Consider the following 26,966-nt stretch of genomic DNA (forward strand, 5'->3'; position numbering starts at 1 on the left):
GTGAGGTCGAACCGCTCCAGCAACTCGGCGGCGGTGCGCCGTCCTTCCTGCTTGGGCAGGTGGTGCAGGTCGGCCATGAGGAGCATGTTCTCCTCGCCGGTGATCAGGCCGTCGACAGCGGAGAACTGCCCGGTGACGCCGATCGCGGCACGCACGCCCTGCGGATCGGCGGCCAGGTCGTGGCCTGCGACCTGGGCCTGTCCGCCGTCCGCCGAGATGAGCGTGGAGAGGATCTGCACGGTGGTCGTCTTGCCGGCGCCGTTCGGGCCGAGCAGCGCGAAGATCGTTCCTTCCGGGACGGCCAGGTCGATGCCGTCCAGGACGGTCTTGTCGCCGTAGGACTTGCGCAGCCCGTTCGCTGCGATGGCCACGTGGGTCATGAGGGGTGCTCTCCTTTACAGGCTGCGGGCGGTGATGTCGCCGTAAGCGGTGGTCGCGTGGATGTTCAGACCGGCGGCGGCGCCGTCGGTGTTCTTGAGGGTGTTGTGGATCCGGCCGTGGGCGGTGCCGGCGTCCAGGGAGGCGGAGACTCCATGGGCGGCGCCGACCGAGATCCCGCCGTGCTCGGTGCGCAGGGTGACCGTGCCGCGGACGGCCTCGGCGATGCGGATGTCGCCCTGCTGGATGCTGATCTCCGCGGACCCGCCCAGGCGGCCGACCGAGACGTCGCCGGCGAGGACGGAGAGGCGGGTGCTTCCGGTCTCGTCGAGCTCGACCGCGGCCTGCTGGCCCTCGAGGACGACGTCACCGAGCCGTCCGACGCCCCGGAGTTCGGCGCTTGCGGCCTTCGCCTCGATGTGGGAGCCGGCGGGCAGGTGGACGGTCACTTCGACGGATCCGGAAGCGCCGAGCACCCGGTTCCTCGCCGCCTGGGCCGTGATGCGCAGCACGCCGTCGCCGTAGGCGACCTCGGCCTGCTCCGCCGTGCGCACGTCGCGGGTCTTCGAGGCGTCCGCGGGGAGGATCTCGACCGTGGTGTCGGTCCGGTGCGCGGCGACGAACCGGATGCGTCCCGCCGGGATGTCGAGGACGACGGAGACCGGGGCAGGCGTGTCGAACTTCCGCATCGTGCGCTCCTTGATTCGCTGTTTCCGATGTTGGAAACGCTACGTTGCGTTCAAGGATCCGGCAATGGAGTTGTTGCACCCAACTGGCTTTATTGCAGGTGGTGTTAGGGAAATTGTTGCAATGGATCTAAATTCAATGCAACGTCCGCACGGTATCGGCGTTGCAATGGGTGAGAAGTGAACGCTCCGCGCGGACCGGCGTCAGGAGTGGAGCATCAGGCCGATGCCCGCGACCACCAGCAGGGACGCGACGATCCTCGGGCGCCCCAGCCGTTCGCGGAAGCACACCGCCCCGATGACCGCGCCCGCGATGATGGACGTCTCGCGCAGCGCCGCGATGGGCGCCAGTTCGCCTCGGGTCTGGGCCCACAGGACCAGCCCGTAGGCGGTGACGGACAGGGCGCCGCTGAGCAGGCCGCGCCCGGCGACGGGGCGGAGTTCCGGCAGGAGGGCCGCGCGGCGGACCGCGTATGCGGTGCCCGTGAGCAGGAGGCCCTGGAGGAGCAGGAGCCACGCGACATACCCGGGGGCGGTGCCGGAGGCGCGGACGCCGACGCCGTCGACGACGGTGTACGCCGCGATCGTGAGGCCGGTGCCGAGGGCCGCGCCGAGCGCGCGCCAGTCGGTGCGGCGTCCGCGCATGCCCCACAGGGCGGCGCCGGCGAGTCCCGCGGAGGCGACGGCGACGCCGGCGGTCTGCCAGGCGTCCGGGATCTCGCCGATGAACACGGCGGCGAGCAGCGTCACGACCATGGGGGCGACGCCGCGGGCCACGGGGTAGACCTGCCCGAAGTCGCCCAGGGTGAAGGACTTCATGAGCAGGTACATGTAGGCGAGATGGATCCCCACCGAGGTGAGGAGCCAGGGCCATGCCCCGGACGCCGGCAGGGGCGCGAACACGGCGATGGGCGCGGCGCACAGCGCGCCGCCCGCGCCGACGAGGGTGAACGCGGCGAAGCGGTCGGAGATGCCGTGGGCGAGGGCGTTCCAGGAGGCGTGCGTGACGGCGGCGACCAGGACGGCCGCCGCGACCAGCGGGGTCACGCGGTGTGTTCGCGGACGTCGGCCAGGGTGGCCCCGGCGTGCCGGACGAGGTCGCCGGGGGCCATCGGGAAGACGGTGTGCGGGGTGCCGGCGGCGGCCCACACGGTCTCGTGCCGCAGCAGTCCCCGGTCGGCGAGGACCGTGGTGCGGGTGCGGTGCCCGAAGGGGGGTACGCCGCCGATGGCGTACCCCGTCGTCTCGCGCACCAGGTCCGCGTCGGCGCGCCGGACGGCCGCCGCGCCGAGTTCGGCGCGGACCAGGTCGACGTCGACCCGCGAGGCGCCGTCCATGAGGACGAGGACCGGGGCCCCGTCCGCCTGGAAGATCAGGGACTTGACGATCTGGCTGAGGTCGCAGCCGATCGCCTCCGCGGCCTGGGCCGCGGTGCGGGTCGCGTCCGGGAAGGAGCGTACGGGGACCTGGAGGCCCAGTCCGGCGAGGGCTTCGGCGAACCGGGGGTGGGCGGCGGCTGGGGTCGGCATGCCCGGAACGCTAGCCCGAGGCGGGGGCCGTACGCCAAACCGTCACGAAGAGGCCTTGAGCACGGACGCCACGATGGGGCCCGCGGAGTCGCCGCCGTGGCCGCCCTCCAGCACCATTCCGGCGGCGGCGACGTCGTTGCGGTAGGCGAGGAACCACCCGTTCGGCTTCTCCTGGCCGCCGACCTCCGCGGAGCCGGTCTTCGCGCCGACGTCGCCGTAGACGCCGCTCATCGCCCCGGCGGCGGTGCCGCTCGACGCGGTGAGCCGCATCATCGACTTGAGGCTGCTGCGCACGCCGGACGGCAGCGAGCTGCCGGCCTTGGCGAGGGGTTCGCCGATGAGGCTCTTGGAGACCAGCCGGGGCTGGTGGAAGGTGCCGGTGTCCGCGGTCGCGGCCACGGCGGCCATGTTGAGCGGGCTCATCTGGATCTGGCCCTGGCCGATCATCTCCTCGGTCATCTCGTCGCCGCTGCCGCCGGGCACGCGGCCGTCCCAGGCGGGGACGCCGACGTTCCAGGTCTGGCCGAAGCCGTAGTAGCGCTGGGCCACGCCGGGCACGGAGGACTCGCTGAGGTTGCCCGCGAGCTTGATGAAGCCGGTGTTGCAGGAGATGGCGAAGTCCCGCCGGAAGGTCGCGGAGGGGTCGGACGAACTCTCCACATTGTGGAACATCTTGCCGTTGTTGTAGTTGGCGGTGGCCGGGCACGGCGCCGGGGTGCCGGGGCTGACGCCCTTCTCCAGCAGGGCCGTCGCCGTGATGACCTTGAAGGTGGAGCCGGGGGCCACCTGGGCGTTGAAGGCGTTGTTGTTGTCGGTGGCCGGGTTGTTGGCGAACGCCAGGATCTCGCCGGTGCTCGCCTTCACCGCGGCGACCGACGACTGGGGCTTGCGCTTGACGGCCTTCTCCGCGGTCGCCTGGAGTGCCGCGTCGAGCGTGGTGTGCAGCTTGGCGGGGGTGCCCGCGGAGAGGGTGTGCAGGGTCTGCCCGGGGCCGTCGGGACCGCTCACGTAGGTCTCGATGCCGGGCTTGCCGCCGCTGAGCCTGCTGCCGTACCGCTCGCGCAGCTGCGGCAGCACGGAGGCGAGGGACGGGAGTTGGGCGGCGTTCAGGGTCTTGCCGGAACGGTCCACCACGATCACCTGCGGGGACGCGGCCTCACCGGTGACCAGCGACTGACCGGGCGTCAGTTTCGGGTGCATGACGGACGGTTGCCAGTCCACCAGCGGCTTGTGCGTGGTCGCGCCGCGGAAGACCGTGAGCGAGGAGCCGTACTTCCAGGTGGAGGTCTTGCCGCCGTAGGAGAGCGTGGCGACGACGTTGAACGGCACCACGCGGTCCGCCGGTGTGCCGGGCGTCAGCTTCACCCGGGTCACATGGGCCTCGGTGCGGTAGGCGGCCAGCGCGTCCCGCGCCGTCGCGGCGTCGTTGGTCAGGCTCCCCGCCGCCGTGGTGTCGCCCTTGGCCCAGGCCGCGAGGAAGGCGTTCGCCGTCTTCTCCACCTCGGCCGCGCTCGGCGGCCCCGTCTCCACGGGCGCGGCCTGGGCGGTGAAGCCTCCGCCGTCGCCGTTCAACCCCTGATAGACGTTGTACGCACCGTAGCTCGCGGCCCCCACCATCCCCGCGAACACCGTGCTGATGATCCCCACCTTGACGCCTCGGCGCATGGCCGACCCTCCCCGTGATCCTCCTGAACGCGTTCAAAAATCTGTGCAGCAAGCGCACTCTACGCTGCACGGGTGACAACCGGGGCGTTTATCGGTCACAGCTTCGCGTCCCCGGCCCCGCCCGGGGGCGGTGTCAGCACGGCGGACCGGTGTAGCCGGCAGGCAGTTCCAGCTCCGCCCACACGCTTTTGCCCTCCGGGAAGGAGCGGACCCCGAAGCGTGAGGACAGCGCCGCGGCGAGGGCCACGCCCCGCCCGGCCTCGTCGGCCGACGACGACTTGTGCTGGCGCGGCATCGAGCACCCGTTGTCGAAGACCTCGACGACCAGCACCCGGTCGCGGATCAGCCGCAGCCGTATCGGCACCGCCCCGTGCAGCACCGCGTTGGCGAGCAGTTCGCCGACGATCTGCTCCGCGGCGGGCACCAGGCGCTCCAGGCCCCAGGCGGTGAGGGTCCGCACAGCCGCGGCACGCAGGCCCGCGACCGCCGCGGCCTCCCGCGGCACCTCCCAGGTCGCGAACCGGCTGGGGCACAGCGACCGGGTGCGGGCGAGCAGCACCGCCACGTCGTCGTCCTGGCGGTGGTCGCCGAGCGTGCCCACCGCCCTGGCGGTCAGCTCCTCCAGCCCGGTCCCCGGCGGCTGGGTGAGCGCCAGGCGCAATTGCTCCAGACCGTGGTCGATGTCGTGCTCGCGGGTCTCGACCAGGCCGTCGGTGTACAGGACGAGGACGCTGCCCTCGGGCACGTGGTGCGTCACCGGCTGGAACGACCGGGTGCCGATGCCCAGCGGCGCCCCGGAGGGGATGTCGAGATAGGACACCTCGCCCGTCGCCGGGTCGATGAACGCGGGCGGCGGATGGCCGGCCCGCGCCGAGACACAGCACCGGGTCACCGGGTCGTAGACCATGTACAGGCAGGTCGCCCCCATGAGCGCGGTGGGCAGCGCCCGGCCGTCGGACTCCTCGGTGAGGCGCACGTACAGCTCGTCGAGGTTCCTCAGCAGTTCGTCGGGCGGCTGGTCCAGGGCGGCGAGGGTGATCACGGCGGTGCGCAGCCGCCCCATGGTCGCCGCCGCGTTGATGCCGTGCCCGACGACGTCCCCGACCACCAGCGCCACCCGGGCGCCGGACACCGGGATCACGTCGAACCAGTCGCCGCCGACGCCGCCCTCCGCGTCCGAGGGCAGGTAGCGCGACACCACGTCCACGGCGTTCCCGCCGTTGGGGTCGCTCGGCAGCAGGTCCCGCTGCAGGGCCAGGGCCGCGGTGTGCTCGCGGGTGTAGCGGCGGGCGTTGTCCAGGCTCAGTGCCGCCCGGCTGACCAGTTCCTCGGCGAGCGTCCGGTCGTTCTCGTCGAAGGGCAGCGGGTTCTCGGTGCGGACCATCACCGCGATGCCCAGGATCTCGTCGCGGGCGTGGATGGGCAGGATCAGCAACGTGTGCATGCCCAGGGTCAGGATGCGCTCCCGCCGCCGCGGGTCATGGTCGAGCCAGTTGCCGGGACCCGTCTCCAGGACGGTCTCCAGATGGGACCGGCCCGAGGACAGGACCTCGATGAAGGGCGAGTCCGGCGGGACGAAGACGGCGCTGCCACGCGGCCAGAGGGACTCCCGGAAGTCGTCGTGGATCGACATCTGGCCGGCGCGGAAGAACGCCGGGACGTCCCCGTGCGACGAGCCGAGCCGGGCGAGCGGGGCGTCGCCGAGCTCGACGGACTCCGCCAGGTCGACGGTGACGTAGTCCGCGAGCACCGGCACCAGCACGTCGGCCAGGTCCTGCGCGGTCTGCATGACGTCCAGGTGCGCGCCGATGCGGCGGCTCGCCCGGCTCAGCAGGGTCATCCGCTCCCGGGTCCGCCGGCTGCTGGTGACGTCCACATTGAGGGAGCACACCCCCGGCCGGCCGTCACGGGCGTTGGCGACGGGGAACACCGACAGGGCGTAGGCGCGGTGGCGGTAGTGGTCCAGCTGCTCCAGCTCGTGGTCGATCTCCGGGACCCCGGTGTTGAGCACCTTCCGCAGCAGCCGGGTGACCTCCCGGGTGTTGCGGTACAGCGGCGACTCGTTCAGCCGGCGTCCGAGACGCAACTCGCGGGGCATGCCGTAGGCCTGCGCCAGGGCGTCGTTGAGCCAGGTCATCCGCAGGTCGCCGTCCCAGACGGCCATCGGGAAGGGGCAGGCCTCGCCGACCGCCTCCAGCACGGCGGCGTCCGGCGGCGCCATCGAGACCAGCCAGTCCATTTCGCCGTCGAGCCCCGGCAGCGCGGAGACCCGCAGCCCCATCGGGAACGGCGCGCCGTCGCGGTGCCGCAGCCCGACCGTCCCCGACCACGCGCCGGTGAAGCCGTTCGGCAACTCGGCCGCCGCGGCCAGCAGGCCGGCGGCCGGGGTGCTGAGCACCTCTTCCGCCCGGTAGCCCAGCAGTCGTCTCGCGCTGTCGGTCCACCGGGTCAGGCGCCCCGCCCCGTCGACCACCGCCAGCGCCGTACCGCCGCCGGCGTCGGCAGCGGCCGCATCGATTGCCTTGTCGTCGGGGCTGGTCATATGAGGTGTTTCCCCGTGGGGGGTGAGCGCGTTTCCACGCTAGGGCGGCGGCGGTGACGCCGCAAAACGGCCCGGCGCTGACCCGCCGGGGTGGGCGGGGGCCCGCTACCGGTGTGGGAAATCAGTAAGACAGTCCGATTGTCGTACGTTCCCGGTCTCGGTGGACGCGCGAGGGGCGCGCCGGTGTGACGGGAGTACGCATGAGGACCAGGCGGTCTTTGACGTGGGCACGTGGGGCGGACGTGGCGGCCCCCCTGATGGTGAGCGCGCTGCTCTCGGCGTTCGTGCCGGGTGCGGCGAGTGCGGCGGAGGGCCCGGCCGCGCAGTGGATCGTGATGCTCAAGGACTCGGCGGGCGACGTCCGCACCGTGGCCGCCGAGCACGCCCGCCCGCACCACGCCACCGTCGGCCGGGTCTACGACGTCGCCGCCGCCGGCCGCACGCTGAAGGCCTACACCATCCGCGCGACCGCGGCGCAGGCCGCCGCCCTCCGCGCGAACCGCCTGGTCAGCGCCGTCGTCCGGGACGGGATCGTGCACGCGCCCGAGCGCGCCGGGCGGGTCGCGGTGCTCCCGCCGCTGAAGCCCGGCGGCGGGACCGGCGCGCAGCGGCCTTCGCCCGGCAACGGCAAGGAGCACGTCCTGCCCGGCAAGGACCGCGTGCCCTACGCCGGCGTGCCGGGCGCGTGTGTGCCGAACGATCCCTACTACACGCCCGAGCTCCAGTGGGGCCTGTTCGCCGTCAAGGCCCCCACCTGCGGTGCCCGCAACGACGTGGCCGTGGCCGTACTGGACACCGGCATCGACACGCGGCACGAGGACCTGGCGGGCGTCGTCGCCGGGGCGGTCAACTTCTCCGGCAGCCCCACCGTGGACGACCACTACGGCCACGGCACCCACCTGGCCGGGATCATCGGCGCCGTCACCGACAACGGCATCGGCGTCGCCAGCGAGGCCATGGGCACCCGCCTGTGGAACGTCAAGGTCCTCGACGACGACGGGACCGGCTCCGTCTCCCAGGTCGCCGAGGGCCTGCTGTGGGTGGCGGCCAACGCCGCCACGCACAACATCGGCGTCGTCAACATGAGCCTCACCTCCGCCGACGACAGCCCGCTGCTGCACGCGGCCGTGGAGATCGCCGCCGCCTCCGGGGTGACCCTCGTCGGTGCCGCCGGGAACGACGGCACCACGGCGAGGGAGTACCCGTCCGGCTACCCCGAGGTCATCTCGGTCGCCGCGACCGGTCCCGACAACTCCCTGGCGTACTTCTCCAACCGCGGCGACTCGGTGGACATCGCCGCCCCGGGCGTCGACATCGTCTCGACCTATCCGCACAACGCCTACCAGGCGCTGTCCGGCACGAGCATGGCCACCGGCTTCGTCAGCGCGACCGCCGCCCTGTGCCGCAGCACCGGCGTGTGCACCGACGCCCCCGGGCAGACCCTGGCCCGGCTCGGCGCGTGCTCCCAGCCCATCCCCGCCACCGGCCGGGGCGTGCGCTACGGCCTCGTACGCACCGACCGCGCCGGCCTGGACTGCGGGGCCGGGTCCGCCGCCGCGCCTCGCGTCCCCTCCGGCACGGCCGCGCAGCGCCCCGCCGGCCCGCAGCAGGGCACGAACGGGACCACGGGCCAGAACGGCCGGAAGGACCAGGACGGCCAGAACGGCCAGAACGTCACGGACGGCCCGGGCGGCGGCGACGGCCGGGGCGGGCGGGACGGCGAGAACACGGCCACCGCGCCCATGGACACCTTCACCGCCGTCCGCCCGGGCCGTTCGGGCGATGCCGACGACGGCACCGACCCCGTCGGGGAGTTCGTCGCCGCCCTCGTCGAGGACACCGTCCGCGACCTCGGGCCCTGGCTCGGCGGCCCCGGCTGCTGACCGCGCCGGCGGGTCAGATCCAGGTGTCGAACCACATCCGGTGCCGCCAGGCGTCCATCGGGATCGTCTGGCCGGTGTAGAGCGGCCAGAAGTAGACGAAGTTGAAGACGATCAGCAGCACGACCGTGCCCGCGCCCACCGCGCCCCACATGCGGCGCTGCTCGCCCGCCCCCGGCGGGCCGAGGACCGCGCCCAGCATCATCGCGAGGGCCAGGCACAGGAAGGGCAGGAAGACGACCGCGTAGAAGAGGAAGATCGTGCGGTCCTGGTAGAGGAACCAGGGCAGGTAGCCGGCCGCCACGCCGCACGCGACGGCCCCGGCCCGCCAGTCGCGGCGGAAGGCCCAGCGGTAGAGCACGTACAGCAGGGCGAAGCACGCGGCCCACCACAGCGCGGGCGTGCCGATGCCCAGCACCTCGCGGGCGCAGCCGCCCACCGCGGTGCAGCCGTCCTGGCCTTCCTTCGGGGACTCGTAGAAGTACGAGACGGGCCGGCCCAGCACCAGCCAGCTCCAGGGATTGGACTGGTAGGTGTGCGGCGAGTGCAGGTTGACGTGGAAGTCGTAGACCTGCGTCTCGTAGTGCCACAGGCTGCGCAGGGCCGCCCAGGCGTCGGAGAGGAAGCCGCCGTCGCCCTTGGCCCAGGTCCGGTCGTAGCCCTTGTCGGTGGTGAACCAGCCGAGCCAGGACACCAGGTAGGTGCCGATGGCGACGGCCACCATGGAGAAGCCCGCCCACAGGCCGTCCAGCCAGAACGCGGTCAGCCACGGGTGGCGGGCACCGGCGACCCGGCGGGCTCCGGCGTCCCACAGGACGGTGAGGACGCCGAAGGCGGCCAGGACGTACAGGCCGTTCCACTTGGTGCCGATGGCCAGGCCCAGGCAGATCGCGGCCGCGATCCGCCACGGCCGCACCCCCAGCCACGCGAAGGACGCGACGTGGTCGTCCGGGCGCCCTTCGGGCAGCGCCGCCGCGAGGCGGGCGCGGGCCTTGTCGCGGTCGATGAGCAGGCAGCCGAAGGCGGCCAGCACCCAGAACATGACGACGAGGTCCAGCAGGGCCGTGCGGCTCATCACGAAGTGCAGGCCGTCCACCGCCATCAGGCCGCCGGCCAGGCAGCCCAGCGCGGTGGAGCGGAACAGCCGCCGCCCGATGCGGCACAGCATCAGCACCGACAAGGTGCCCAGGACGGCCATCGCGAACCGCCAGCCGAACGGGTTCAGCCCGAAGATCCACTCACCGGAGGCGATGACCCACTTGCCGACGGGCGGGTGGACGACGTAGGACGGCGCCTCCGACAACGGGATCGTCGGCGGCCGGGAGAGGATCTGGTCGTTGGCCTTGTCGGGCCAGCTGCCCTCGTAGCCGTACTGCAGCAGCGACCAGGCGTCCTTGGCGTAGTACGTCTCGTCGAATATCACCGCGCGCGGGCTGCCCAGGTTCCAGAACCGCATGATCCCCGCGAAGAGCGCCACCAGCAGCGGGCCGCCCCAGGCCGACCAGCGGGCCAGCCGGTTCGCGAGCACCGGGCCGACCCCCAGTGCCGACCAGGCGCGCGTCCCCGGCTCGGGGAACGGCGGCACCAGCCGGTCGCGCAGGCTCGTGCGCGGACGGTCCACATGGCCGAAGCGGCGCAGCCGCCGCTGCCAGGAGTCCTGCTCCGCCGGCTCGGGGGAGGCGTTCCCGGAGTCCTCGGCCGGAGATGCCTGCGTAGCGGTGTCACTCGTCACCGGGCCATCGTAGGGAAGCGGCTTGTGGATGCGCTGAGGACCGGGCCATCCGAGGGTCCGGCCGGGTCCGACCGGGTGGGAGACTGGGGCGGTGACCACTTCGACCGGACCGGCGGACGCAGGCGTACTCGTGCTCGCGGGCACCCCCATCGGTGACATCGCCGACGCCCCGCCCCGGCTGTCGGCCGAGCTGGCCGCCGCGGACGTCATCGCCGCCGAGGACACCCGGCGGCTGCGCCGGCTCACCCAGTCGCTCGGCGTGACGACCACCGCGCGGGTCGTGTCGTACTTCGAGGGCAACGAGTCGGCCCGCACCCCGGAACTGGTCCGCGCCCTGGAGGACGGGTCCCGCGTGCTGCTGGTGACCGACGCGGGGATGCCCTCGGTGTCCGACCCGGGCTACCGGCTGGTGGCCGCCGCCGTCGAGCGGGACCTTCGGGTCACCGCGGTGCCCGGCCCGTCCGCCGTGCTCACCGCGCTCGCGCTCAGCGGCCTGCCCGTCGACCGCTTCTGCTTCGAGGGCTTCCCGCCCCGCAAGGCCGGCGAGCGCCGGGCCCGGCTGGCCGAGACCGCGGCCGAGCGGCGCACGCTGGTCTGGTTCGAGGCACCGCACCGCCTCGCCGAGACCCTGAACGCGATGGCCGAGGTCTTCGGCGCGGACCGCCGCGCCGCCGTCTGCCGCGAGCTGACCAAGACGTACGAGGAGGTCCGCCGCGGGCCGCTGAAGGAACTGGCGGCCTGGGCCGCCGACGGCGTGCGCGGGGAGATCACGATCGTCGTCGAGGGCGCCCCGGAGACCGGCCCGCAGGAGCTGGACCCGGCCGAACTGGTACGCCGCGTACGGGCGCGCGAGGAGGCGGGGGAGCGGCGCAAGGAGGCGATCGCCGCCGTCGCGGCCGACGCGGGGCTGCCCAAGCGCGAGGTCTTCGACGCCGTGGTGTCCGCCAAGCACGCGGAGACGAACCCGCCCACAAACGCCTAAACGCGGCTCTTCGCAAAGTCCTATCGTGGGACAGGGAAAGCTTGCGGGGCGTCCTGCGGCCTTGTGCCACATACACCCCAAAACTGACCCAAGAAAGGGCACCCCCGCTGTCACCGGCGCCTTCGTGGGCGTTCTCTGTAGTGGGAAGTCCCGCTCCGGACGCCTCGTCCGGAGGGCAACAGGAGCTGCCATGAGCGAGACCATCGGAACCGATGGCACGGTTCGTGAGGCGTACGCCTTCGTCTGCATCAGCTGCGGTCGCGGCTGGGAGCAGGCGTACGAGATAGAGCACCATGTCGACGCCCAGGGCCGCGAACTCGTCTGGTACATGGTCGAGGGCAAGCGGGTGCCGTCCCCGCTGACCCGCCCCACGTGCGTCGAGTGCGAGGGCCACAAGGTCCGCATCATGCGGGCCGGGCAGGTGTCCGATGTGACCGGTACGTGGTCCAGCACCGCGACGGCCGGCCCCCTTCCCTGCGCCGCCCCCCGGCGCCCCGTCGCGGCCGTCGCCCCCGTCGAGGGCGGCGCCGAACGCCGCGGCCGGCACTGGTCGCCGCTGCACCTGCTGCACCGCAGGAGGGACCAGGCGTAGCCGCCACGGCCGCCGCCTAGGATCTGGGGCATGCCCCAGAAGCCCGAACGCCCGCAGAAGGACCAGCGCAAGGACGCGTCCGCCGCCCCTCCCCTCCCCGAACCGCTCGCGGTCCCGGTGGCGGACTCCCACACCCACCTCGACATGCAGGAGGGCAGCGTCGAGGACGCGCTGGCCAAGGCGGCCTCCGTCGGTGTCACCACCGTCGTGCAGGTCGGCTGCGACGTGAACGGTTCCCACTGGGCGGCCCGTACGGCCGCGGCGTACGACAATGTCTGGGCGGCCGTCGCCCTGCACCCCAACGAGGCCCCCAGGATCGTCCAGGGCGATCCTGACGGGTGGTCCCGCCAGGGCGCCCGCGAGGCGGGCGGCACCGCCGCGCTGGACGCCGCGCTCGCCGAGATCGACGCCCTGGCCGCTCTGCCGCAGGTGCGCGCCGTCGGCGAGACCGGCCTGGACTACTTCCGCACCGGACCCGAGGGCGTCGACGTCCAGCACTACTCCTTCCGCCGCCACATCGACATGGCCAAACGCCACGGCAAGGCCCTGGTCATCCACGACCGCGAGGCGCACGCCGACGTCCTGCGCATCCTCGACGAGGAGGGCGCCCCGGACACCGTGGTCTTCCACTGCTACTCCGGCGACGCGGAAATGGCCCGGACCTGCGCGGACAAGGGCTACTACCTGTCCTTCGCCGGCACCATCACCTACAAGTCCGCCCAGAACCTGCGCGACGCGGCGGCCGTCGCCCCGGCCGAGCTCCTCCTGGTCGAGACCGACGCCCCCTTCCTGACCCCGGTGCCGTACCGCGGTCGGCCTAACGCTCCGTATCTCGTTCCGATCACGGTGCGGGCGATCGCGGAGGCGCGGAAGGCGGCAGAGGACGAGGTCGCGGCGGCGATCGGCGCCAACACGGCGCGCGCGTTCGGGTACTGATCCGCGACACGGGGTGACGGCGCAGCCACGGATAGCGACGAAGTTCGGCTAAGGTCCCGGTTCGGTTCCGACCGGACCCGCCGGAGGTACGTCGTGAGTCATTCGTATGCCGAAGCCGGGCTGTACGGCAGCGGACTGCCGCTGCAGCGCCCGGCGCCCGCCGTGGGCGGCCGTGCGGCAGCCCGCGTCGCCGCACGCGCGGAAGCCCGCAGGCGGCGCGCGGCCGAGCGCCCCGACGCGCTGGCCAGGCTGCTGCCGCGCGCGCTGGTGGTCGCCGTGCTCGCCGGCGGCACCGGCGCCTACGTGACGGGCGGCAAGGCGGTCCAGCTCTCCGTCGACGGCCAGGTGCGCACCCTGCACACCTACGCCGGGGACGTCGGGGAACTGCTGCGCCGCCAGGGCGTCCGGGTCGGCGACCACGACATCGTCGCCCCCGGCCGGCACGCCGAACTCCACGACGGGGACAGCATCGCCGTCCGCTACGGCCGCCCCGTCACGCTCACCCTGGACGGCCGCCCGAAGCGGCTGTGGACCACCGCCCGCACCGTCGACGAGGCCCTCGGCCGGCTCGGTGTGCGCGCGGACGGCGCGTACGTCTCCACCTCCCGCTCCGAGCCGATCGGGCGCCGCGGCCTGGCCCTGAACGTACGCACCGAGCGGCAGCTGACGTTCCTCGTGGACGGCAAGGAGCGCACCGTCCAGACCAACGCCGCCACCATCGGCGAGGCCGTGCGCGACGCGGGCATCCGGCTGAGCGGCGAGGACACCACCTCCGTCGCCCCCGACAGCTTCCCCCGCGACGGCCAGACCGTCTCCGTCCTGCGCATCCGCGGCCGCGAGGAGACCCGCGAGCAGCCGATCCCCTACGAGGTCGTGCGGCGCGAGGACCCCCAGCTCTTCCAGGGCACCACGGCCGTCGACGAGCGGGGCCGCAACGGACTCCGGCGCGTCACGTACTCGTACCGCACGATCAACGGCGTCCGGCAGAAACCGGTGCCCGTCGCCGAGGAACTGGTGCGCGACCCGGTCCGGGAGATCGTCCGCGTCGGCACCAAGCGCCTGCCGGACTCCGTCGCGGGCGCGGACCACCTCAACTGGGACGCCCTGGGCAAGTGCGAGGCCGGCGGCCGCGCCAACGCCGTCGACTCCAGCGGCACCTACGGCGGCCTCTACCAGTTCGACCGCCGTACGTGGCGTGCGCTCGGTGGGAGCGGGCGGCCGCAGGACGCGCCGGCGAAGGAGCAGACGTACCGGGCGAAGCGGCTTTTCATTCAGCGGGGGGCGACGCCGTGGCCGGTGTGCGGGCGCAAGCTCTACCGCTGACGCGGTCTGTGGGGGGAGGTTCTTTTCCCCGCCCTCCCGCCCTCCCCCAACCTTCGGCCGGGGGTGCCCCCAGCCCGGCGCGGTAAGTGCGGGCCCCGCTCTGTTGCCTGTGGGGTCGGTGCCGCGCCGGGGTACTCCCCCAGCCTTCGGCCGGGGGGACCCCCACAGCGCTCGCGGGCTACCCCCGCGATTCGTGTACCGCGGTCACCGCTCGTCTCCCCCAGCTACCGCTGGGAGGTGCCCCCACGGGCGCACCCCGCCACACCCCCTCCCGGGCCGGTTTGGGGCGGCTTACGGCCGGTGGGGGGTTCAGAGGGCACTTGCGGTAACCCCGGACGGCCTTCTCACCCACCCACCGGGGATCAGGCGCATGACGAGACGGAGGGGGCGGGGTCGTAGGGGTGGCGTTCTGGACTGTGGAGCATATTTGGGTGCACAACCCGGGGTACGCAGCGGAAAGTGCCTGAGGCACCTAAATGTGCTGTCCAGAATGGCAGCCCCGGAGGCCCCGCACCCGGCCCCCAACGACTTGCGTCGGGGCGCGTGACCTTGCCGGGCACACGGGAGGGCGGGCGGGGAAAGGCCTGGGCACACACGGATACCCTGGAGCCGTGAGTGAGACCGACCACCAGGACGACGCACTGCTGGGCCCCGGAGACGTGCGGGCCCTGGCCGCCACCCTGGGCGTACGCCCCACCAAGCAGCGCGGCCAGAACTTCGTGATCGACGCGAACACGGTCCGCCGCATCGTCCGGACCGCGGGTGTGCGTCCGGAGGACGTCGTGGTGGAGGTCGGGCCGGGACTGGGCTCACTGACGCTGGCGCTGCTGGAGGCGGCGGACCGCGTGACGGCCGTGGAGATCGACGACGTGCTCGCCGCGGCGCTCCCGGACACCGTCGCCGCTCGCCTGCCCGGCCGCGCGGACCGCTTCACGCTCGTGCACAACGACGCGCTGCGGGTGGCGGAGCTGCCCGGGCCGCCGCCGACCGCGCTGGTGGCGAACCTGCCGTACAACGTGGCCGTGCCGGTGCTGCTGCACATGCTCGCCGGCTTCCCCACCATCGACCGGACGCTGGTGATGGTGCAGGCGGAGGTCGCCGACCGCCTCGCCGCGCGGCCCGGCTCGAAGGTCTACGGGGTGCCGTCGGTCAAGGCCGCCTGGTACGCCGAGGTGAAGCGGGCCGGCGCGATCGGCCGCAATGTGTTCTGGCCCGCGCCGAACGTCGACTCCGGTCTGGTCTCGCTCGTGCGCCGCGCCGAGCCGCTGAGGACGACCGCGACGCGCGAGCAGGTCTTCGCTGTCGTGGACGCCGCCTTCGCGCAGCGCCGCAAGACCCTGCGGGCCGCGCTGGCCGGCTGGGCCGGCTCGGCGACGGCCGCCGAGGAGGTCCTCGTGGCCGCCGGGGTGTCGCCGCAGGCGCGCGGGGAGTCGCTGACGGTGGAGGAGTTCGCGGCGATCGCCGAGCGCGGCGCCCGGCGGTAGCAGCAGGCACAATGGGGGCCGCCGCCGTGCGGCCCCGTCCCGTTCCCCGAGGAGAACCACGCCCGTGACCAGCCGATCCGTGACCGTCCGCGTGCCCGCCAAGGTCAACGTCCAGCTCGCGGTGGGCGGTCCGCGCCCGGACGGGTTCCACGACCTGGCCAATGTCTTCCTGGCCGTGGGCCTGTACGACGAGGTCACCGTCACCCCGGCCGGCGAGCTGCGGGTCACCGTCGAGGGCCGGGACGCGGACCAGGTGCCGGCCGACGCGAGCAACCTCGCCGCCCGTGCGGCGATCGCGCTGGCCGCACGGCACGACGGTGTGACGCCGGACGTGCACATCCACATCCGCAAGGACATCCCCGTCGCGGGCGGCATGGCGGGCGGCAGTGCCGACGGTGCCGCGGCCCTGCTCGCGTGCGACGCGCTGTGGGGGACCGGGGCCGGCCGCGAGGAGCTGCTGGAGATCTGCGCGGAGCTCGGCAGCGACGTGCCGTTCAGCCTGGTCGGCGGCGCCGCGCTGGGCCGTGGCCGCGGCGAGCTGCTCACCGCGCTGCCGGTGGGCGGGGTCTTCCACTGGGTCTTCGCGGTCGCCGACGGCGGCCTGTCGACCCCGGCCGTGTACGGCGAGTGCGACCGCCTGCGCGGCGACGCCGCGGTGCCGGACCCCGAGCCCGCTCCGGCCCTGCTGGACGCGCTGCGCACCGGCGACCCCGTCGCGCTCGCCGCCTCGCTCGCCAACGACCTCCAGGCCGCCGCGGTGTCCCTGCGCCCCTCGCTCGCGGCCACCCTGGCCGCCGGCACCGAGGCGGGGGCGCTGGCCGGTCTCGTCTCCGGTTCGGGTCCCACCTGCGCGTTCCTCGCCAAGGACGCCGAGTCCGCGCAGGCCGTCGCCGCCGCGCTCACCGCGTCCGGCACCTGCCGCGAGGTCCGCGTCACCACCGGCCCGGCCGAGGGCGCGACCGTCGTCCGGCAGTCGTAGGTACGCGTACTCACCCTCTCTGTACGGGAGTTGAGTAGTCCGGCGCTGCCGGGCCCGGGTGGTCCGGCGGCATCGTGGCCGCATGGTGGAGACGAACGCCGCGGCACTGGCCGCGGCCACGCCCGCGAGCCGGGACCGGTACGTGGACTTCCTGAGGGTGGCGTCGCTGGCCACGGTCGTGCTGGGGCACTGGCTGATGGCCGCGGTGAGCACCGGCGACGGCGGCGGCATCGAGGTCGGCAACCTGCTGGCCGTGCGCCCCGTGCTCCAGCCGCTGACCTGGGTGCTCCAGGTCATGCCGGTCTTCTTCTTCGTCGGGGGCTTCTCGCACGCGCTGTCGTACCGCTCGGTGGTGCGCGCGGGCGGCGGCTACGCGGCGTTCCTGCGCGCCCGGTTGCACCGGCTGATGCTGCCGACGGCGGTCTTCACCGTCGTCTGGGGCGCGGCGGCGCTGCTGCTGCCCGTACCGGACGCCGCGGCGCGGCTGGTGGCGCAGCCGCTGTGGTTCATCGGGGTCTACCTCGGGATGGCGGCCTTCACGCCGCCGCTGCTGCGGCTGCACGAGCGGTACGGGTGGGGCGCGTTCGCCGCCCTGTGCGGCGCGGCCGCGGCGGTGGACGTGCTGCGCTTCGCCGCCGGGGTGCCCTTCGTACCGTTCCTGAACTTCGCCTTCGTGTGGCTGGCGGTGCACCAGCTGGGCTTCCTGCGGGCGGACGGCCGGCTGCGGGGGCCCGCGGTGGCGGGCGTGATGGCCGCGGGCGGACTGGTGGCGGCGACGGCGCTGGTGGCCCTCGGCCCGTATCCGCTGTCCATGGTCGGGATGCCCGGCGAGCGGATCTCCAACATGGCGCCGCCCACGCTCGCGCTGCTCTGCCACGGCGTGTGGCTCGTCGGAGCCGTCGAGCTGCTGCGCGGACCCGCCGGGCGGTGGCTGCGCCGGCCGCGGGTGTGGCGGGGCGTGGTCGCCGCGAACGGCGTCGCCATGACCGCCTTCCTGTGGCACCTCACGGCGATGCTCGCGGTCTACGGTGCGCTGATCGCCCTCGGCAGTGACCTGCCCGTCCCGGCGTCCGCGGCCTGGTGGGCCCAGGTGCCGCTGCGGATCGCCGCGGCGGCGGCGCTGACCGCCGCCCTGGTCGCGGTCTTCCGCCGCGCCGAACGCCCGCCCGCCCCGCGTCCCGTCGCGGCTCCCGGACCGCTCGCCGCCCCCGGTGCCGCCCTGGGCGTCGCCCTCGCCCTCCTCGGCGTGCTCGGCCTGTCCGCGGTCGGCTTCGGCGGCCTCCTCGACGGGCACTCCGCCGTCCTGATCGCCGTCCGCCTCACGGCCCCCGCCGCCGTCCTCATGGCCGCCACCGGCTGGGCCCTGGTCGCCCGCGCGGGCCGGAGCCGGCCCAACCTGTGAACGGCGGACGGGTCACGAGGACTCCGCCTCGCGGTCCTCGTCCTCCAGCGCGGCCATGAAGGCGTCATGGGTCATCGAGGGGCCGGTGGGAGCCGCTTCGCGGGCCGCTGCTTCCTTCACGTCCGCCGCGTCACGCGGGCGCCGGGGTTCTGGGCCGACGAGCCGCCCGGGCTGGTCGCGGGCCTCGGCGGGCGGATACGTCTCCATGGGAGAAACGGTACAGACCGGGGGCCGCGCCGCGCGGGAGGGTGCCGGAGCCCGATGGGCGTATCCGGGGCGACATGCGGCAGCACTACCCTGGGAGGTCGTTCTTTCGTACCGACAGGAGTCCCATGGCCGTCAATCTGGTCAACGTCGAGTCCGTCAGCAAGGTGTACGGCACCCGCACCCTGCTGGACGCGATCTCGCTCGGCGTATCGGAGGGCGACCGCATCGGGGTCGTCGGCCGCAACGGGGACGGCAAGACGACCCTGATCCGGATGCTGGCCAAGCTGGAGGGCCCGGACAGCGGGCGCGTGACGCACACCTCCGGGCTGCGGCTGGGCGTGCTGACCCAGCACGACAGCCTGGACCCGGCGGCGACCGTCCGCCACGAGGTGCTCGGGGACCGGCCCGACCACGACTGGGCCGGGGACGCGAAGATCCGGGACGTGCTGACCGGCCTGTTCGGCGGGCTGGACCTGCCCGGTTTCCCGCAGGGCCTGGAGACCGTGATCGGGCCGCTCTCCGGCGGCGAGCGGCGGCGTATCGCGCTGGCGAAGCTGCTGATCGAAGAGCAGGACCTGATCGTGCTCGACGAGCCCACCAACCACCTCGACGTCGAGGGCATCTCGTGGCTGGCGGGCCATCTGCGGGCGCGCCGTTCCGCGCTGGTGTGCGTCACCCACGACCGCTGGTTCCTCGACCAGGTGTGCACGCGGATGTGGGACGTGCAGCGCGGTGACGTCCACGACTACGAGGGCGGCTACAGCGACTACGTCTTCGCCCGCGCCGAGCGCGAGCGGATCGCCGCGACCGAGGAGGTCAAGCGGCAGAACCTGATGCGCAAGGAGCTGGCGTGGCTGCGCCGCGGCGCCCCGGCGCGCACCAGCAAGCCGCGCTTCCGCATCGAGGCGGCCAACGAGCTGATCGCCGACGTGCCGCCGCCGCGCGACAACGCGGAGCTGATGAAGTTCGCCACGACCCGGCTGGGCAAGACGGTCTTCGACCTGGAGAACGTGACCGTGCAGGCCGGTCCCAAGGTGCTGCTCAAGCACCTGACCTGGCAGCTCGGCCCCGGTGACCGGGTGGGCCTGGTCGGCGTCAACGGCGCGGGCAAGACCTCGCTGCTGCGGGCGCTGGCCGAGGCCGCCGCGAGCGACGGCGAGAAGCAGCCCGCGGCCGGCAAGGTCGCGGTGGGCAGGACCGTGCGCCTGGCCTATCTGTCGCAGGAGGTCGCCGAACTCGACCCGGCGATCCGTGTGCTCCAGGCCGTGGAGTCCGTGCGCGGCCGTGTGGACCTCGGCAAGGGCCGTGAACTGACGGCAGGTCAGCTCTGCGAGAAGTTCGGCTTCACCAACGAGAAGCAGTGGACGCCGGTCGGCGACCTGTCCGGCGGTGAGCGCCGCAGGCTCCAGTTGCTGCGCCTGCTGATGGACGAGCCGAACGTGCTCTTCCTCGACGAGCCCACCAACGACCTGGACATCGAGACGCTGACCCAGCTGGAGGACCTGCTCGACGGCTGGCCGGGCTCGATGGTCGTCATCTCCCACGACCGCTTCTTCCTGGAGCGGACCACCGACCGCACCTTCGCCCTGCTCGGCGACGCGACGCTGCGCATGCTGCCGCGCGGCATCGACGAGTACCTGGAGCGGCGCCGCGCCGTGGTGGAGGCCGCGGCCCCCGCGCCCGCCCCGGCCAAGCCCAAGGGCGGCGGCGACAGCCGGGCCGCCAAGAAGGAACTGCAGCGCATCGAGCGGCAGTTGGACAAGGTCAGCGAGCGGGAGTCCAAGCTGCACGCGGCCATCGCCGAGAACGCGACGAACTTCGAGAAGGTCGCCGAACTCGACATGGAGCTGCGCTCGCTGGGCACGGAGCGCGAGGAACTGGAGATGCGCTGGCTGGAGTTGGCCGACGAGGCGGAGGCGTAGCCACCTGCCGGGCAGGGGTGTAGCAGTGCCGTAACGGTCGCCGGGCGCGGGCTCGGAACGGTGTGTCACCGGTGGTACAAAGAGGGTCACCGCCCGCCCTCGCACGCCTGTGCCCGAAAGGTGCCCGCTGATGTCGCAGCCGCCGCCCCCGCCCGGCGACCAGCCCGGATTCGGGCCGCAGCCGCCTCAGTACGGTTACCCGCCGCCGCAGCCCAATCCGTACGCCGCCCCGGTCCCGCCGCCTCCTCCGGGTCCGGGCGCGTACGGCCCCAATCCGTACGCGCAGGCCCCGACCCAGCCCCTTCCGCCGTACGGCTACCCGCAGTTCCCGCCGCCCCCGCAGCCGCCCCGCAGGGGCAGCGGAAGGCTGGTGGCCGTCGTCGCGGCGGCGGTCGCGGCGGTGCTCGTCGTCGGCGGCGGTGTGTTCGTGGCGTTCACCTCGGGCGGCCCGGACCGGCCCGGTACGCCGTCGCCGAGCCGCGGCGAGGGCGGCGGCGGCGGGCGCGACGGCGGGGTGATCCGGGCGAGGGCGCTGTGGGACAAGAACGGTGCGCGTCCGCCCAAGTCGGAGATCCTGGCGGCGATTCCCGACGCCTGGTTCACCGGCAACGCGGTGGTGAAGACGACACCGGACGCGGTGCGCTCCTTCGACATCGACACCGGCAAGGAGAACTGGTCGGTCCCGCTGTCCGGCGAGTCCTGCCCGGCCTCGCGCGAGGCGTCCGGGGACCGCGTGGTCGTCACGTACGGCACGGACTGCGGCGAGGTGATGGCGATCGACATCGCCAAGGGCGCCAAGCTGTGGGCCAAGCAACTGCCGGACCAGAACGGCCAGACCTCGCACGACTACACGCAGGTGGCCGTCACCGGTGACACCGCCGCCCTGGCGTGGCTCGGCGGCTCGGTCGGCTACCGGATCGGCACCGGTGAGGTCCTGTGGACCCCGAAGACCGGTTCCGACTGCAACGACAAGGGCTACAAGGGCGGTGCGAAGCTGGTCGCCGTCGTCCAGTGCGGCGGCTGGAACGGCGACATGTACGTCCAGGGGCTGAGCGAGAGCGGCCGCAAGCAGTGGTCCTGGCAGGTGCCCACCGGCAGCGACGTGCAGAACATCCTGTCCACCGACCCGGTCGTGGTCGGGCTGTCGGCCGGCGCGAGCGGCCTGATGACCGATCTGGCGTACCTGGAGGACGGCAGGATGAAGAGCCGCATCTCCCTGGGCGCCGGCGGCTACCAGGGCACGTACGCGGTCACCTGCCCGCCCAACGGCGAGGCGCACTGCACGAACTTCGCGATCGACGGCACCACGATCTACCTGCCCACCCGGAGCCATGCCGGTACCGGCGACTCCTACGGGCAGACCAACGAGATCGCGGCGCTCGACCTGAGGACCGGCAAGCCGAAGTGGCTGGCGGAGCCCGCCGAGGAGCGCGAGGTGAAGATCGTCGGAATGCGGGACGGCAAGGTGATCGGCTATCAGCGCAACACGTACGACAAGCCCGGCCGGCTGATCGCCCTCGACCCCGGCACGCGCACGACGGCGGACTTCATGGAACTCCCCGCCGGCGGCAAGGAGCTGGAGAACCAGTTCCTGGACGGCAGCTCCTTCTACTGGATCTACAAGGACCACTTCTTCGTCAACCCCGCCAGCATCTCCGCCAACCCCACGCTCACCGGCAAGGCGATCGCGGCCTTCGGCTGAGCGGTCGGTTTCCGGGTATGTACGGTACGGAACGAGCTGTTTCGGGTGAGAAGCGGCCAGGAAGACCGGTCATTTCGGAATTGCTGGAGGCTTCTGGCCGGTAGGGGGCGCGCCGCGTCGAACAAGCGTGTACCTTCCCGGGCATGACCGGGCCCACGGTGGGCCACGGTGGGGGCACGCGTGGGACGCCGGGCGGTGGCCGCGCTACGGCATGTGAGGGGGGACCGGCTTGGACTCGGTGGGCAGGCCCGCACCGGTCCATGGGGGGATGAGGGGGACGCCCATGGGCGTACGGCTCGTCGTCGTCGACGACCATCGTCTGCTGGCCGAGGCGCTCGCCTCGGCACTGAAACTGCGCGGGCACCGGGTGCTCGCCGCGGCCGCGCCCGCCTCGGGCGCGGCCGATCTGGTCCTGAGCCGGGCACCCGAGGTGTGCCTGATCGGAACCGCCGCCCCGGCCGAGCCGGGCGCCTTCGACGCCGTCGCGCGGATCAAGCGGGAGCGGCCGGGGGTGGCCGTGCTGGTCCTGGGCCCGGTGCCCAACCCGCGGGGGATAGCGGCCGCGTTCGCCGCCGGCGCCTCGGGCTACGTCCGGCACGACGAGCGGATCGAGGGCGTCGAACGGGCGATGGCCAAGGCCCGCGCGGGCGAGGTCGCCGTGGCCCCCGCCCTGCTCCAGGGGGCCTTCGCGGAACTGCTCAACCCCGTGGTGGAGCCGGACGACGAGGGCACCCGGCTGCTGCAGATGCTCACCCCGCGCGAGGTCGAGGTGCTGATGCGGGTCGCGGAGGGGGAGGACACCCGGCTGATCGCCGCGGGGATGGCGATCGCGCCGAGTACCGCCCGTACGCATGTGCAGCGGGTGCTGATGAAGCTCGGGGTCGGGTCGCGGCTGGAGGCGGCCGCGCTGGCCGCCCGCACCGGACTGCTCGACCGCGTCACGCACCGCCCTCCGGGCGGGGCCCTGATTCCTCCGCAGGCGTCTCCTCCGGGGACGGCGGGGGAGGCGGCGGGCTGAGCCGCGCGCTGGCGCTCGGCACGGCACGTCCCGTGCGTGCGCCCGAAGGGCGTGTGACTGCCTCGCCGCCGTGAACGGGGGCGATCCCCGCCCGCCGCGCCGTTGAGGGCTCGCGGTGCCGGGTGGTTTCCTGCTGTGCCGCGCGGCGCCGGCACGCGTCCCGGTCCTGTCTGCGCCCGGCAGGCGGCCACCGCCGGTCCGGCGGCCTGGTCGAGGCCGACCGCCGCGTTGATGCCGCGTCCTGGACACGCGGACTGCGCATGCCGCCATCGCGGCCCCGCGGGACCGTCACGCGCGGTGAAGTCGTGGCGTCCTCGAAACGCGCCGTGCCGCGAGGAGGGCCCTGTCGGGCCCTGTCATGGGCCCCGCCCCCTCCTGATTCATGTGGTGATCACTCCCTGTGGCGCCGCCTTCGTTGACGTTCCTGTTTCATTGTGGTTCATTGTGTTCGGTTCTGTTGGTTGGGGTGTGTGTGAGGAGCCCGCAGGGTGAAGAAGACATCGACCCGGCTCGCCGACGGGCGCGAGCTGATCTACTACGACACCCGTGACGACGCGGTGCACGACGCCGTCGACCGGCGCCCGCTCGACCCGGTGTCCTCGGTCTCCGAGATCCGTCACGACGCTCTGCTGGGCGACTCCGTCGCCATCGCCTCGCACCGCCAGGCCCGCACGTACCACCCGCCCGCGGACCAGTGCCCGCTGTGTCCCACGCGGGACGGCCATCTCACCGAGATCCCCGACGACCACTACGAGGTCGCCGTCTTCGAGAACCGCTTTCCCTCACTCTCCGGAGAACACGGCCGGTGCGAGGTGGTCGTCTTCACCGACCACCACGACCAGTCCTTCGCCGGGCTGAGCCCCGAGCGGGCGCGGCTGGTGCTCGACGCCTGGACCGACCGCACCCGGGAGCTGTCCCAGCTCCCGGGGGTCGAGCAGGTCTACTGCTTCGAGAACCGCGGCGAGGAGATCGGCGTCACCCTCGGCCACCCGCACGGCCAGATCTACGGCTACCCCTTCGCCACCCCGCGCACCGAGCTGATGCTGCGCTCGCTGGAGCGGCACAGCGAGGCCACCGGCGGCCGCAACCTCTTCGACGACCTTGTGGAGCGCGAGCGCGAGGACGGTTCTCGGATCGTCCTTGAGAGTGAACACTGGACCGCGTTCGTCCCCTACGCCGCCCACTGGCCGTACGAGGTGCACCTCTACCCGCGCCGCCGGGTCCCCGACCTGCTCGGGCTGGACGAGGAGGCGCGCGCCGAGTTCCCGGAGGTCTACCTGGAACTGCTGCGCCGCTTCGACCGGATCTTCGGCCCGGAGGAGCCGCCGACCCCGTACATCTCGGGCTGGCACCAGGCCCCCTTCAGCAGCCCGTTGCGCAGGGAGTTCGCGCTGCACCTGGAGCTGTTCACGATCCGCCGCACCAAGGGGAAGCTGAAGTTCCTGGCGGGCTCGGAGTCCGGCATGAGCGTCTTCATCAACGACGTGCCGCCGGAGGCCGCCGCGGCCCGGCTGCGTGAGGTCGCCACCCCGTGAGGCCGTCACCGGCACGCGCGCGGGCCTTCGCCCGTCCCCACTACGGTTGCCCCGAGACGGACCTCAGAAAGGCTGTGACCCCGTGAGCAACACCCCGAGCGCCGGCGCCCCCCGGACCGGCGGCAAGAAGGTCCTGGTGACCGGTGGCGCCGGTTACGTCGGCAGTGTCGTGGCGGCCCATCTGCTGGAGGCCGGGCACCAGGTCACCGTGCTGGACGACCTGTCCACCGGCTTCCGGGCCGGCGTGCCCGGCGGCGCGACGTTCGTCGAGGGCCGCGTCCAGGACGCCGGCAAGGTGCTCGACTCCTCGTACGACGCCGTGCTGCACTTCGCGGCCAGCTCGCAGGTCGGCGAGTCCGTGGTCAACCCGGAGAAGTACTGGCGCAACAACGTCGCGGGCACCCTGGAACTGCTGGGCGCCATGCGCGAGGCGGGGGTCCGCCGGCTGGTCTTCTCCTCCACCGCGGCCACCTACGGCGAGCCGAAGTCCGTCCCCATCACCGAGGACGACCCGACGCTGCCGACCAACCCGTACGGCGCGTCCAAGCTCGCCGTGGACCACATGATCACCAGCGAGGCGGTCGCGCACGGCCTGGCCGCGGTGTCCCTGCGCTACTTCAACGTGGCCGGCGCGTACGGCGAGTTCGGCGAGCGGCACGACCCCGAGTCGCACCTGATCCCGCTGGTCCTCCAGGTCGCCCAGGGCCGCCGCGAGGCCATCTCGGTCTTCGGCGACGACTACCCGACGCCCGACGGCACCTGCATCCGCGACTACATCCACGTCGCCGACCTCGCCGAGGCGCACCTGCTCGCCGTCGACGCCGCCACCCCGGGCGAGCACCTGATCTGCAACCTGGGCAACGGCAACGGCTTCTCGGTGCGCGAGGTGATCGAGACCGTCCGGCAGGTCACCGGCCACCCCGTCCCCGAGGTCGTCGCCGCGCGCCGGGCCGGCGACCCCGCCGTCCTCGTCGCCTCCGCCGAGCGCGCCAAGGAGCGGCTGGGCTGGCGGCCCTCGCGCACCGACCTCGCGGAGATCGTCCGCGACGCCTGGACCTTCACGCAGGCCCTGCAGAACCGGGAGTAGAACGACAGTGACAGCGGACGCCTTCCGAACGACGTACGGCACCGGGCCCGAGGGCGTGTGGGCCGCCCCCGGGCGGGTCAACCTCATCGGCGAGCACACCGACTACAACGACGGCTTCGTGATGCCCTTCGCGCTGCCGCACACCACCGTCGCGGCCGTCGCCCGCCGCGCCGACGGCCGGCTGCGGCTGCACAGCGCGTCGCCCGATGTCGACGGCGGCGTGGTCGAACTCCACGTGGACGAACTGGAGCCCGGTGGCGGCGCGGGCTGGGCCGACTACCCCGCCGGGGTGGTGTGGGCGCTGCGCGACGCCGGCCACGTGATCACCGGCGCCGACATCCACTTCGAGAGCACCGTTCCCACCGGCGCGGGGCTGTCGTCGTCGGCGGCGCTGGAGGTGGTGACGGCCGTCGCGCTCAACGAGCTGTACGGGCTGGGACTTGAGCCCTGGCGGCTGGCCCGGCTGTGCCAGCGCGCCGAGAACGTCTACGTGGGCGCCCCCACCGGGATCATGGACCAGACGGCCTCCGCGTGCTGCACCGAGGGCCACGCGCTGTGGCTGGACACCCGCGACCTGTCGCAGCGTCAGATCCCGTTCGACATGGCCGCGCAGGGCCTGCGGCTGCTCGTCGTGGACACCCGGGTCACGCACGCCCACAGCGAGGGCGAGTACGGCAAGCGCCGGGCCGGCTGCGAGCAGGCGGCCGCCGTGCTCGGCGTCGACGCCCTGCGCGACATCCCGGTCGACGGTCTCGACGCGGCCCTGGAGCAACTGGCCGGCGAGCCCGAACTGCTCCCGCTGGTACGGCATGTGGTGACCGAGGACCGCCGCGTGGAGCGGGTCGTCGAACTGCTGGAGGCGGGCGACGCCCGCGCCATCGGTCCCGTGCTGACCGAGGGGCACGCCTCGCTCCGCGACGACTTCCGCGTCTCCTGCCCCGAACTCGACCTCGTGGTCTCCGCGGGCACCGGGGCAGGGGCGCTCGGCGCCCGCATGACGGGCGGCGGCTTCGGCGGCTCGGCCATCGTGCTGGTCGAGGAGGCGGCCGCGGAGAAGGTCGCCGAGTCGGTCGTGGCCGCCTTCGCCGACGCCGGGTACCGCGAGCCCCGGGTCTTCACGGCGGTGCCCTCGGCGGGAGCGCGGCGGCTCTCGTAGCGCGACGGCCCCCGGCGCACGGGCCACGCCGTGCACCGGGGGCCACACCCGCGTACCCGGGCCGGCAACTCCGCCCGCCCAGTTTTTCCATTCCGGCGCCTTTGTCTGCTCCTGCCCCTACGCTCTTGAACAGCGCCGGTGGGGGCCGGCGGCATCAGGGGGCGAGACACAAGGGTTCGGCACCTGGCGGAGGACGACGGCTAGCCCGGCGGCATGCGGCGTCCGCTCC

22 protein-coding genes are annotated in these 26,966 nt (G+C 73.3%); 14 read left to right on the forward strand and 8 right to left on the reverse strand.

Annotated elements, in window-relative coordinates; translation table 11 throughout:
* From ABZ883_RS27785 to ABZ883_RS27810, 6 genes are all read right to left on the reverse strand, one after another.
* Window positions 1-380, reverse strand: a 380-nt coding sequence (locus ABZ883_RS27785) for an ATP-binding cassette domain-containing protein (RefSeq protein WP_360910743.1), incomplete at its 3' end; no start/stop codon positions are given.
* Window positions 381-395: 15 nt separating this feature from the next.
* Window positions 396-1,067: a DUF4097 family beta strand repeat-containing protein gene (locus tag ABZ883_RS27790; protein WP_360910745.1), complete on the reverse strand. Its 672-nt coding sequence runs from the start codon at window positions 1,065-1,067 to the stop codon at window positions 396-398.
* Window positions 1,068-1,268: 201 nt separating this feature from the next.
* Window positions 1,269-2,111 carry a DMT family transporter gene (locus tag ABZ883_RS27795; protein ID WP_360910747.1) on the reverse strand — a complete coding sequence of 281 codons (843 nt, stop codon included), beginning with the start codon at window positions 2,109-2,111 and terminating at the stop codon, window positions 1,269-1,271.
* The gene (locus tag ABZ883_RS27800) at window positions 2,108-2,593 is read right to left on the reverse strand and encodes a YbaK/EbsC family protein (RefSeq protein WP_360910748.1); all 486 of its coding nucleotides are present in this window, start codon (window positions 2,591-2,593) and stop codon (window positions 2,108-2,110) included. The genes ABZ883_RS27795 and ABZ883_RS27800 overlap by 4 nt, the downstream gene beginning before the upstream one ends.
* Before the next feature lie 42 nt (window positions 2,594-2,635).
* The gene (locus ABZ883_RS27805; RefSeq protein WP_360910750.1) at window positions 2,636-4,258 is read right to left on the reverse strand and encodes a penicillin-binding transpeptidase domain-containing protein; all 1,623 of its coding nucleotides are present in this window, start codon (window positions 4,256-4,258) and stop codon (window positions 2,636-2,638) included.
* 133 nt (window positions 4,259-4,391) lie between these two features.
* Window positions 4,392-6,800, reverse strand: a complete 2,409-nt coding sequence (locus ABZ883_RS27810) for a SpoIIE family protein phosphatase (RefSeq protein ID WP_360910752.1) — start codon at window positions 6,798-6,800, stop codon at window positions 4,392-4,394.
* A gap of 242 nt (window positions 6,801-7,042) precedes the next feature.
* Here ABZ883_RS27810 and ABZ883_RS27815 point away from each other — a divergent pair, with 242 nt between their 5' ends.
* Window positions 7,043-8,683, forward strand: coding sequence for a S8 family peptidase (locus ABZ883_RS27815; RefSeq protein ID WP_360910754.1), 1,641 nt, complete (start codon window positions 7,043-7,045; stop codon window positions 8,681-8,683).
* Window positions 8,684-8,696: 13 nt separating this feature from the next.
* On the opposite strand, the gene ABZ883_RS27820 is transcribed toward ABZ883_RS27815, so the two are convergent.
* Window positions 8,697-10,412: a phospholipid carrier-dependent glycosyltransferase gene (locus tag ABZ883_RS27820; RefSeq protein ID WP_360910756.1), complete on the reverse strand. Its 1,716-nt coding sequence runs from the start codon at window positions 10,410-10,412 to the stop codon at window positions 8,697-8,699.
* Window positions 10,413-10,503: 91 nt separating this feature from the next.
* On the opposite strand from ABZ883_RS27820, the gene rsmI reads away from it, so the two are divergent.
* From rsmI to ABZ883_RS27855, 7 genes are all read left to right on the forward strand, one after another.
* Window positions 10,504-11,394, forward strand: a complete 891-nt coding sequence (gene rsmI, locus ABZ883_RS27825; RefSeq protein WP_360910758.1) for a 16S rRNA (cytidine(1402)-2'-O)-methyltransferase — start codon at window positions 10,504-10,506, stop codon at window positions 11,392-11,394.
* 190 nt (window positions 11,395-11,584) lie between these two features.
* Window positions 11,585-11,986, forward strand: coding sequence for a hypothetical protein (locus ABZ883_RS27830; protein WP_360910761.1), 402 nt, complete (start codon window positions 11,585-11,587; stop codon window positions 11,984-11,986).
* Between the two features lie 30 nt (window positions 11,987-12,016).
* The gene (locus ABZ883_RS27835; RefSeq protein WP_360910763.1) at window positions 12,017-12,922 is read left to right on the forward strand and encodes a TatD family hydrolase; all 906 of its coding nucleotides are present in this window, start codon (window positions 12,017-12,019) and stop codon (window positions 12,920-12,922) included.
* 135 nt (window positions 12,923-13,057) lie between these two features.
* The gene (locus ABZ883_RS27840; protein WP_360911021.1) at window positions 13,058-14,245 is read left to right on the forward strand and encodes a ubiquitin-like domain-containing protein; all 1,188 of its coding nucleotides are present in this window, start codon (window positions 13,058-13,060) and stop codon (window positions 14,243-14,245) included.
* Between the two features lie 611 nt (window positions 14,246-14,856).
* Window positions 14,857-15,729: a 16S rRNA (adenine(1518)-N(6)/adenine(1519)-N(6))-dimethyltransferase RsmA gene (rsmA, locus tag ABZ883_RS27845; RefSeq protein WP_360910765.1), complete on the forward strand. Its 873-nt coding sequence runs from the start codon at window positions 14,857-14,859 to the stop codon at window positions 15,727-15,729.
* A 64-nt stretch (window positions 15,730-15,793) separates the two neighbouring features.
* The gene (locus ABZ883_RS27850) at window positions 15,794-16,708 is read left to right on the forward strand and encodes a 4-(cytidine 5'-diphospho)-2-C-methyl-D-erythritol kinase (RefSeq protein WP_360910768.1); all 915 of its coding nucleotides are present in this window, start codon (window positions 15,794-15,796) and stop codon (window positions 16,706-16,708) included.
* Between the two features lie 82 nt (window positions 16,709-16,790).
* Entirely contained in the window at window positions 16,791-18,110 is a 1,320-nt protein-coding gene (locus tag ABZ883_RS27855) for an acyltransferase (protein ID WP_360910770.1), read from the forward strand.
* Window positions 18,111-18,122: 12 nt separating this feature from the next.
* Here ABZ883_RS27855 and ABZ883_RS27860 read toward each other — a convergent pair whose 3' ends face one another.
* Complete coding sequence (locus ABZ883_RS27860) at window positions 18,123-18,317, reverse strand: hypothetical protein (RefSeq protein ID WP_360910772.1); 195 nt, start codon at window positions 18,315-18,317, stop codon at window positions 18,123-18,125.
* 125 nt (window positions 18,318-18,442) lie between these two features.
* Here ABZ883_RS27860 and ABZ883_RS27865 point away from each other — a divergent pair, with 125 nt between their 5' ends.
* The 6 genes from ABZ883_RS27865 (at window position 18,443) to galK (ending at window position 26,737) form a co-directional block, all read left to right on the forward strand.
* The gene (locus ABZ883_RS27865; RefSeq protein WP_360910774.1) at window positions 18,443-20,239 is read left to right on the forward strand and encodes an ABC-F family ATP-binding cassette domain-containing protein; all 1,797 of its coding nucleotides are present in this window, start codon (window positions 18,443-18,445) and stop codon (window positions 20,237-20,239) included.
* Between the two features lie 130 nt (window positions 20,240-20,369).
* Entirely contained in the window at window positions 20,370-21,941 is a 1,572-nt protein-coding gene (locus tag ABZ883_RS27870) for a PQQ-binding-like beta-propeller repeat protein (RefSeq protein ID WP_360910776.1), read from the forward strand.
* 283 nt (window positions 21,942-22,224) lie between these two features.
* Complete coding sequence (locus ABZ883_RS27875; RefSeq protein ID WP_360910778.1) at window positions 22,225-22,959, forward strand: LuxR C-terminal-related transcriptional regulator; 735 nt, start codon at window positions 22,225-22,227, stop codon at window positions 22,957-22,959.
* 488 nt (window positions 22,960-23,447) lie between these two features.
* Window positions 23,448-24,494 carry a galactose-1-phosphate uridylyltransferase gene (gene galT / locus ABZ883_RS27880; RefSeq protein WP_360910780.1) on the forward strand — a complete coding sequence of 349 codons (1,047 nt, stop codon included), beginning with the start codon at window positions 23,448-23,450 and terminating at the stop codon, window positions 24,492-24,494.
* Between the two features lie 82 nt (window positions 24,495-24,576).
* Window positions 24,577-25,581, forward strand: a complete 1,005-nt coding sequence (galE, locus tag ABZ883_RS27885; protein ID WP_360910782.1) for a UDP-glucose 4-epimerase GalE — start codon at window positions 24,577-24,579, stop codon at window positions 25,579-25,581.
* A 7-nt stretch (window positions 25,582-25,588) separates the two neighbouring features.
* Complete coding sequence (galK, locus tag ABZ883_RS27890; protein ID WP_360910784.1) at window positions 25,589-26,737, forward strand: galactokinase; 1,149 nt, start codon at window positions 25,589-25,591, stop codon at window positions 26,735-26,737.
* Window positions 26,738-26,966: the final 229 nt, after the last annotated feature.

This window comes from Streptomyces sp. NPDC046977 (genome assembly GCF_040644455.1).
Lineage (GTDB): Bacteria > Actinomycetota > Actinomycetes > Streptomycetales > Streptomycetaceae > Actinacidiphila.

What these genes read in the sequence shown, in the direction of transcription:
- ABZ883_RS27835 (WP_360910763.1), top strand. Translation starts at nt 12,017, where the DNA reads ATGCCCCAGAAGCCCGAACGCCCGCAGAAGGACCAGCGCAAGGACGCG.
- ABZ883_RS27800 (WP_360910748.1), bottom strand. Translation starts at nt 2,593, where the DNA reads ATGCCGACCCCAGCCGCCGCCCACCCCCGGTTCGCCGAAGCCCTCGCC.
- ABZ883_RS27865 (WP_360910774.1), top strand. Translation starts at nt 18,443, where the DNA reads ATGGCCGTCAATCTGGTCAACGTCGAGTCCGTCAGCAAGGTGTACGGC.
- ABZ883_RS27790 (WP_360910745.1), bottom strand. Translation starts at nt 1,067, where the DNA reads ATGCGGAAGTTCGACACGCCTGCCCCGGTCTCCGTCGTCCTCGACATC.
- ABZ883_RS27830 (WP_360910761.1), top strand. Translation starts at nt 11,585, where the DNA reads ATGAGCGAGACCATCGGAACCGATGGCACGGTTCGTGAGGCGTACGCC.
- ABZ883_RS27805 (WP_360910750.1), bottom strand. Translation starts at nt 4,258, where the DNA reads ATGCGCCGAGGCGTCAAGGTGGGGATCATCAGCACGGTGTTCGCGGGG.
- ABZ883_RS27855 (WP_360910770.1), top strand. Translation starts at nt 16,791, where the DNA reads ATGGTGGAGACGAACGCCGCGGCACTGGCCGCGGCCACGCCCGCGAGC.
- ABZ883_RS27875 (WP_360910778.1), top strand. Translation starts at nt 22,225, where the DNA reads ATGGGCGTACGGCTCGTCGTCGTCGACGACCATCGTCTGCTGGCCGAG.
- ABZ883_RS27810 (WP_360910752.1), bottom strand. Translation starts at nt 6,800, where the DNA reads ATGACCAGCCCCGACGACAAGGCAATCGATGCGGCCGCTGCCGACGCC.
- ABZ883_RS27870 (WP_360910776.1), top strand. Translation starts at nt 20,370, where the DNA reads ATGTCGCAGCCGCCGCCCCCGCCCGGCGACCAGCCCGGATTCGGGCCG.
- ABZ883_RS27860 (WP_360910772.1), bottom strand. Translation starts at nt 18,317, where the DNA reads ATGGAGACGTATCCGCCCGCCGAGGCCCGCGACCAGCCCGGGCGGCTC.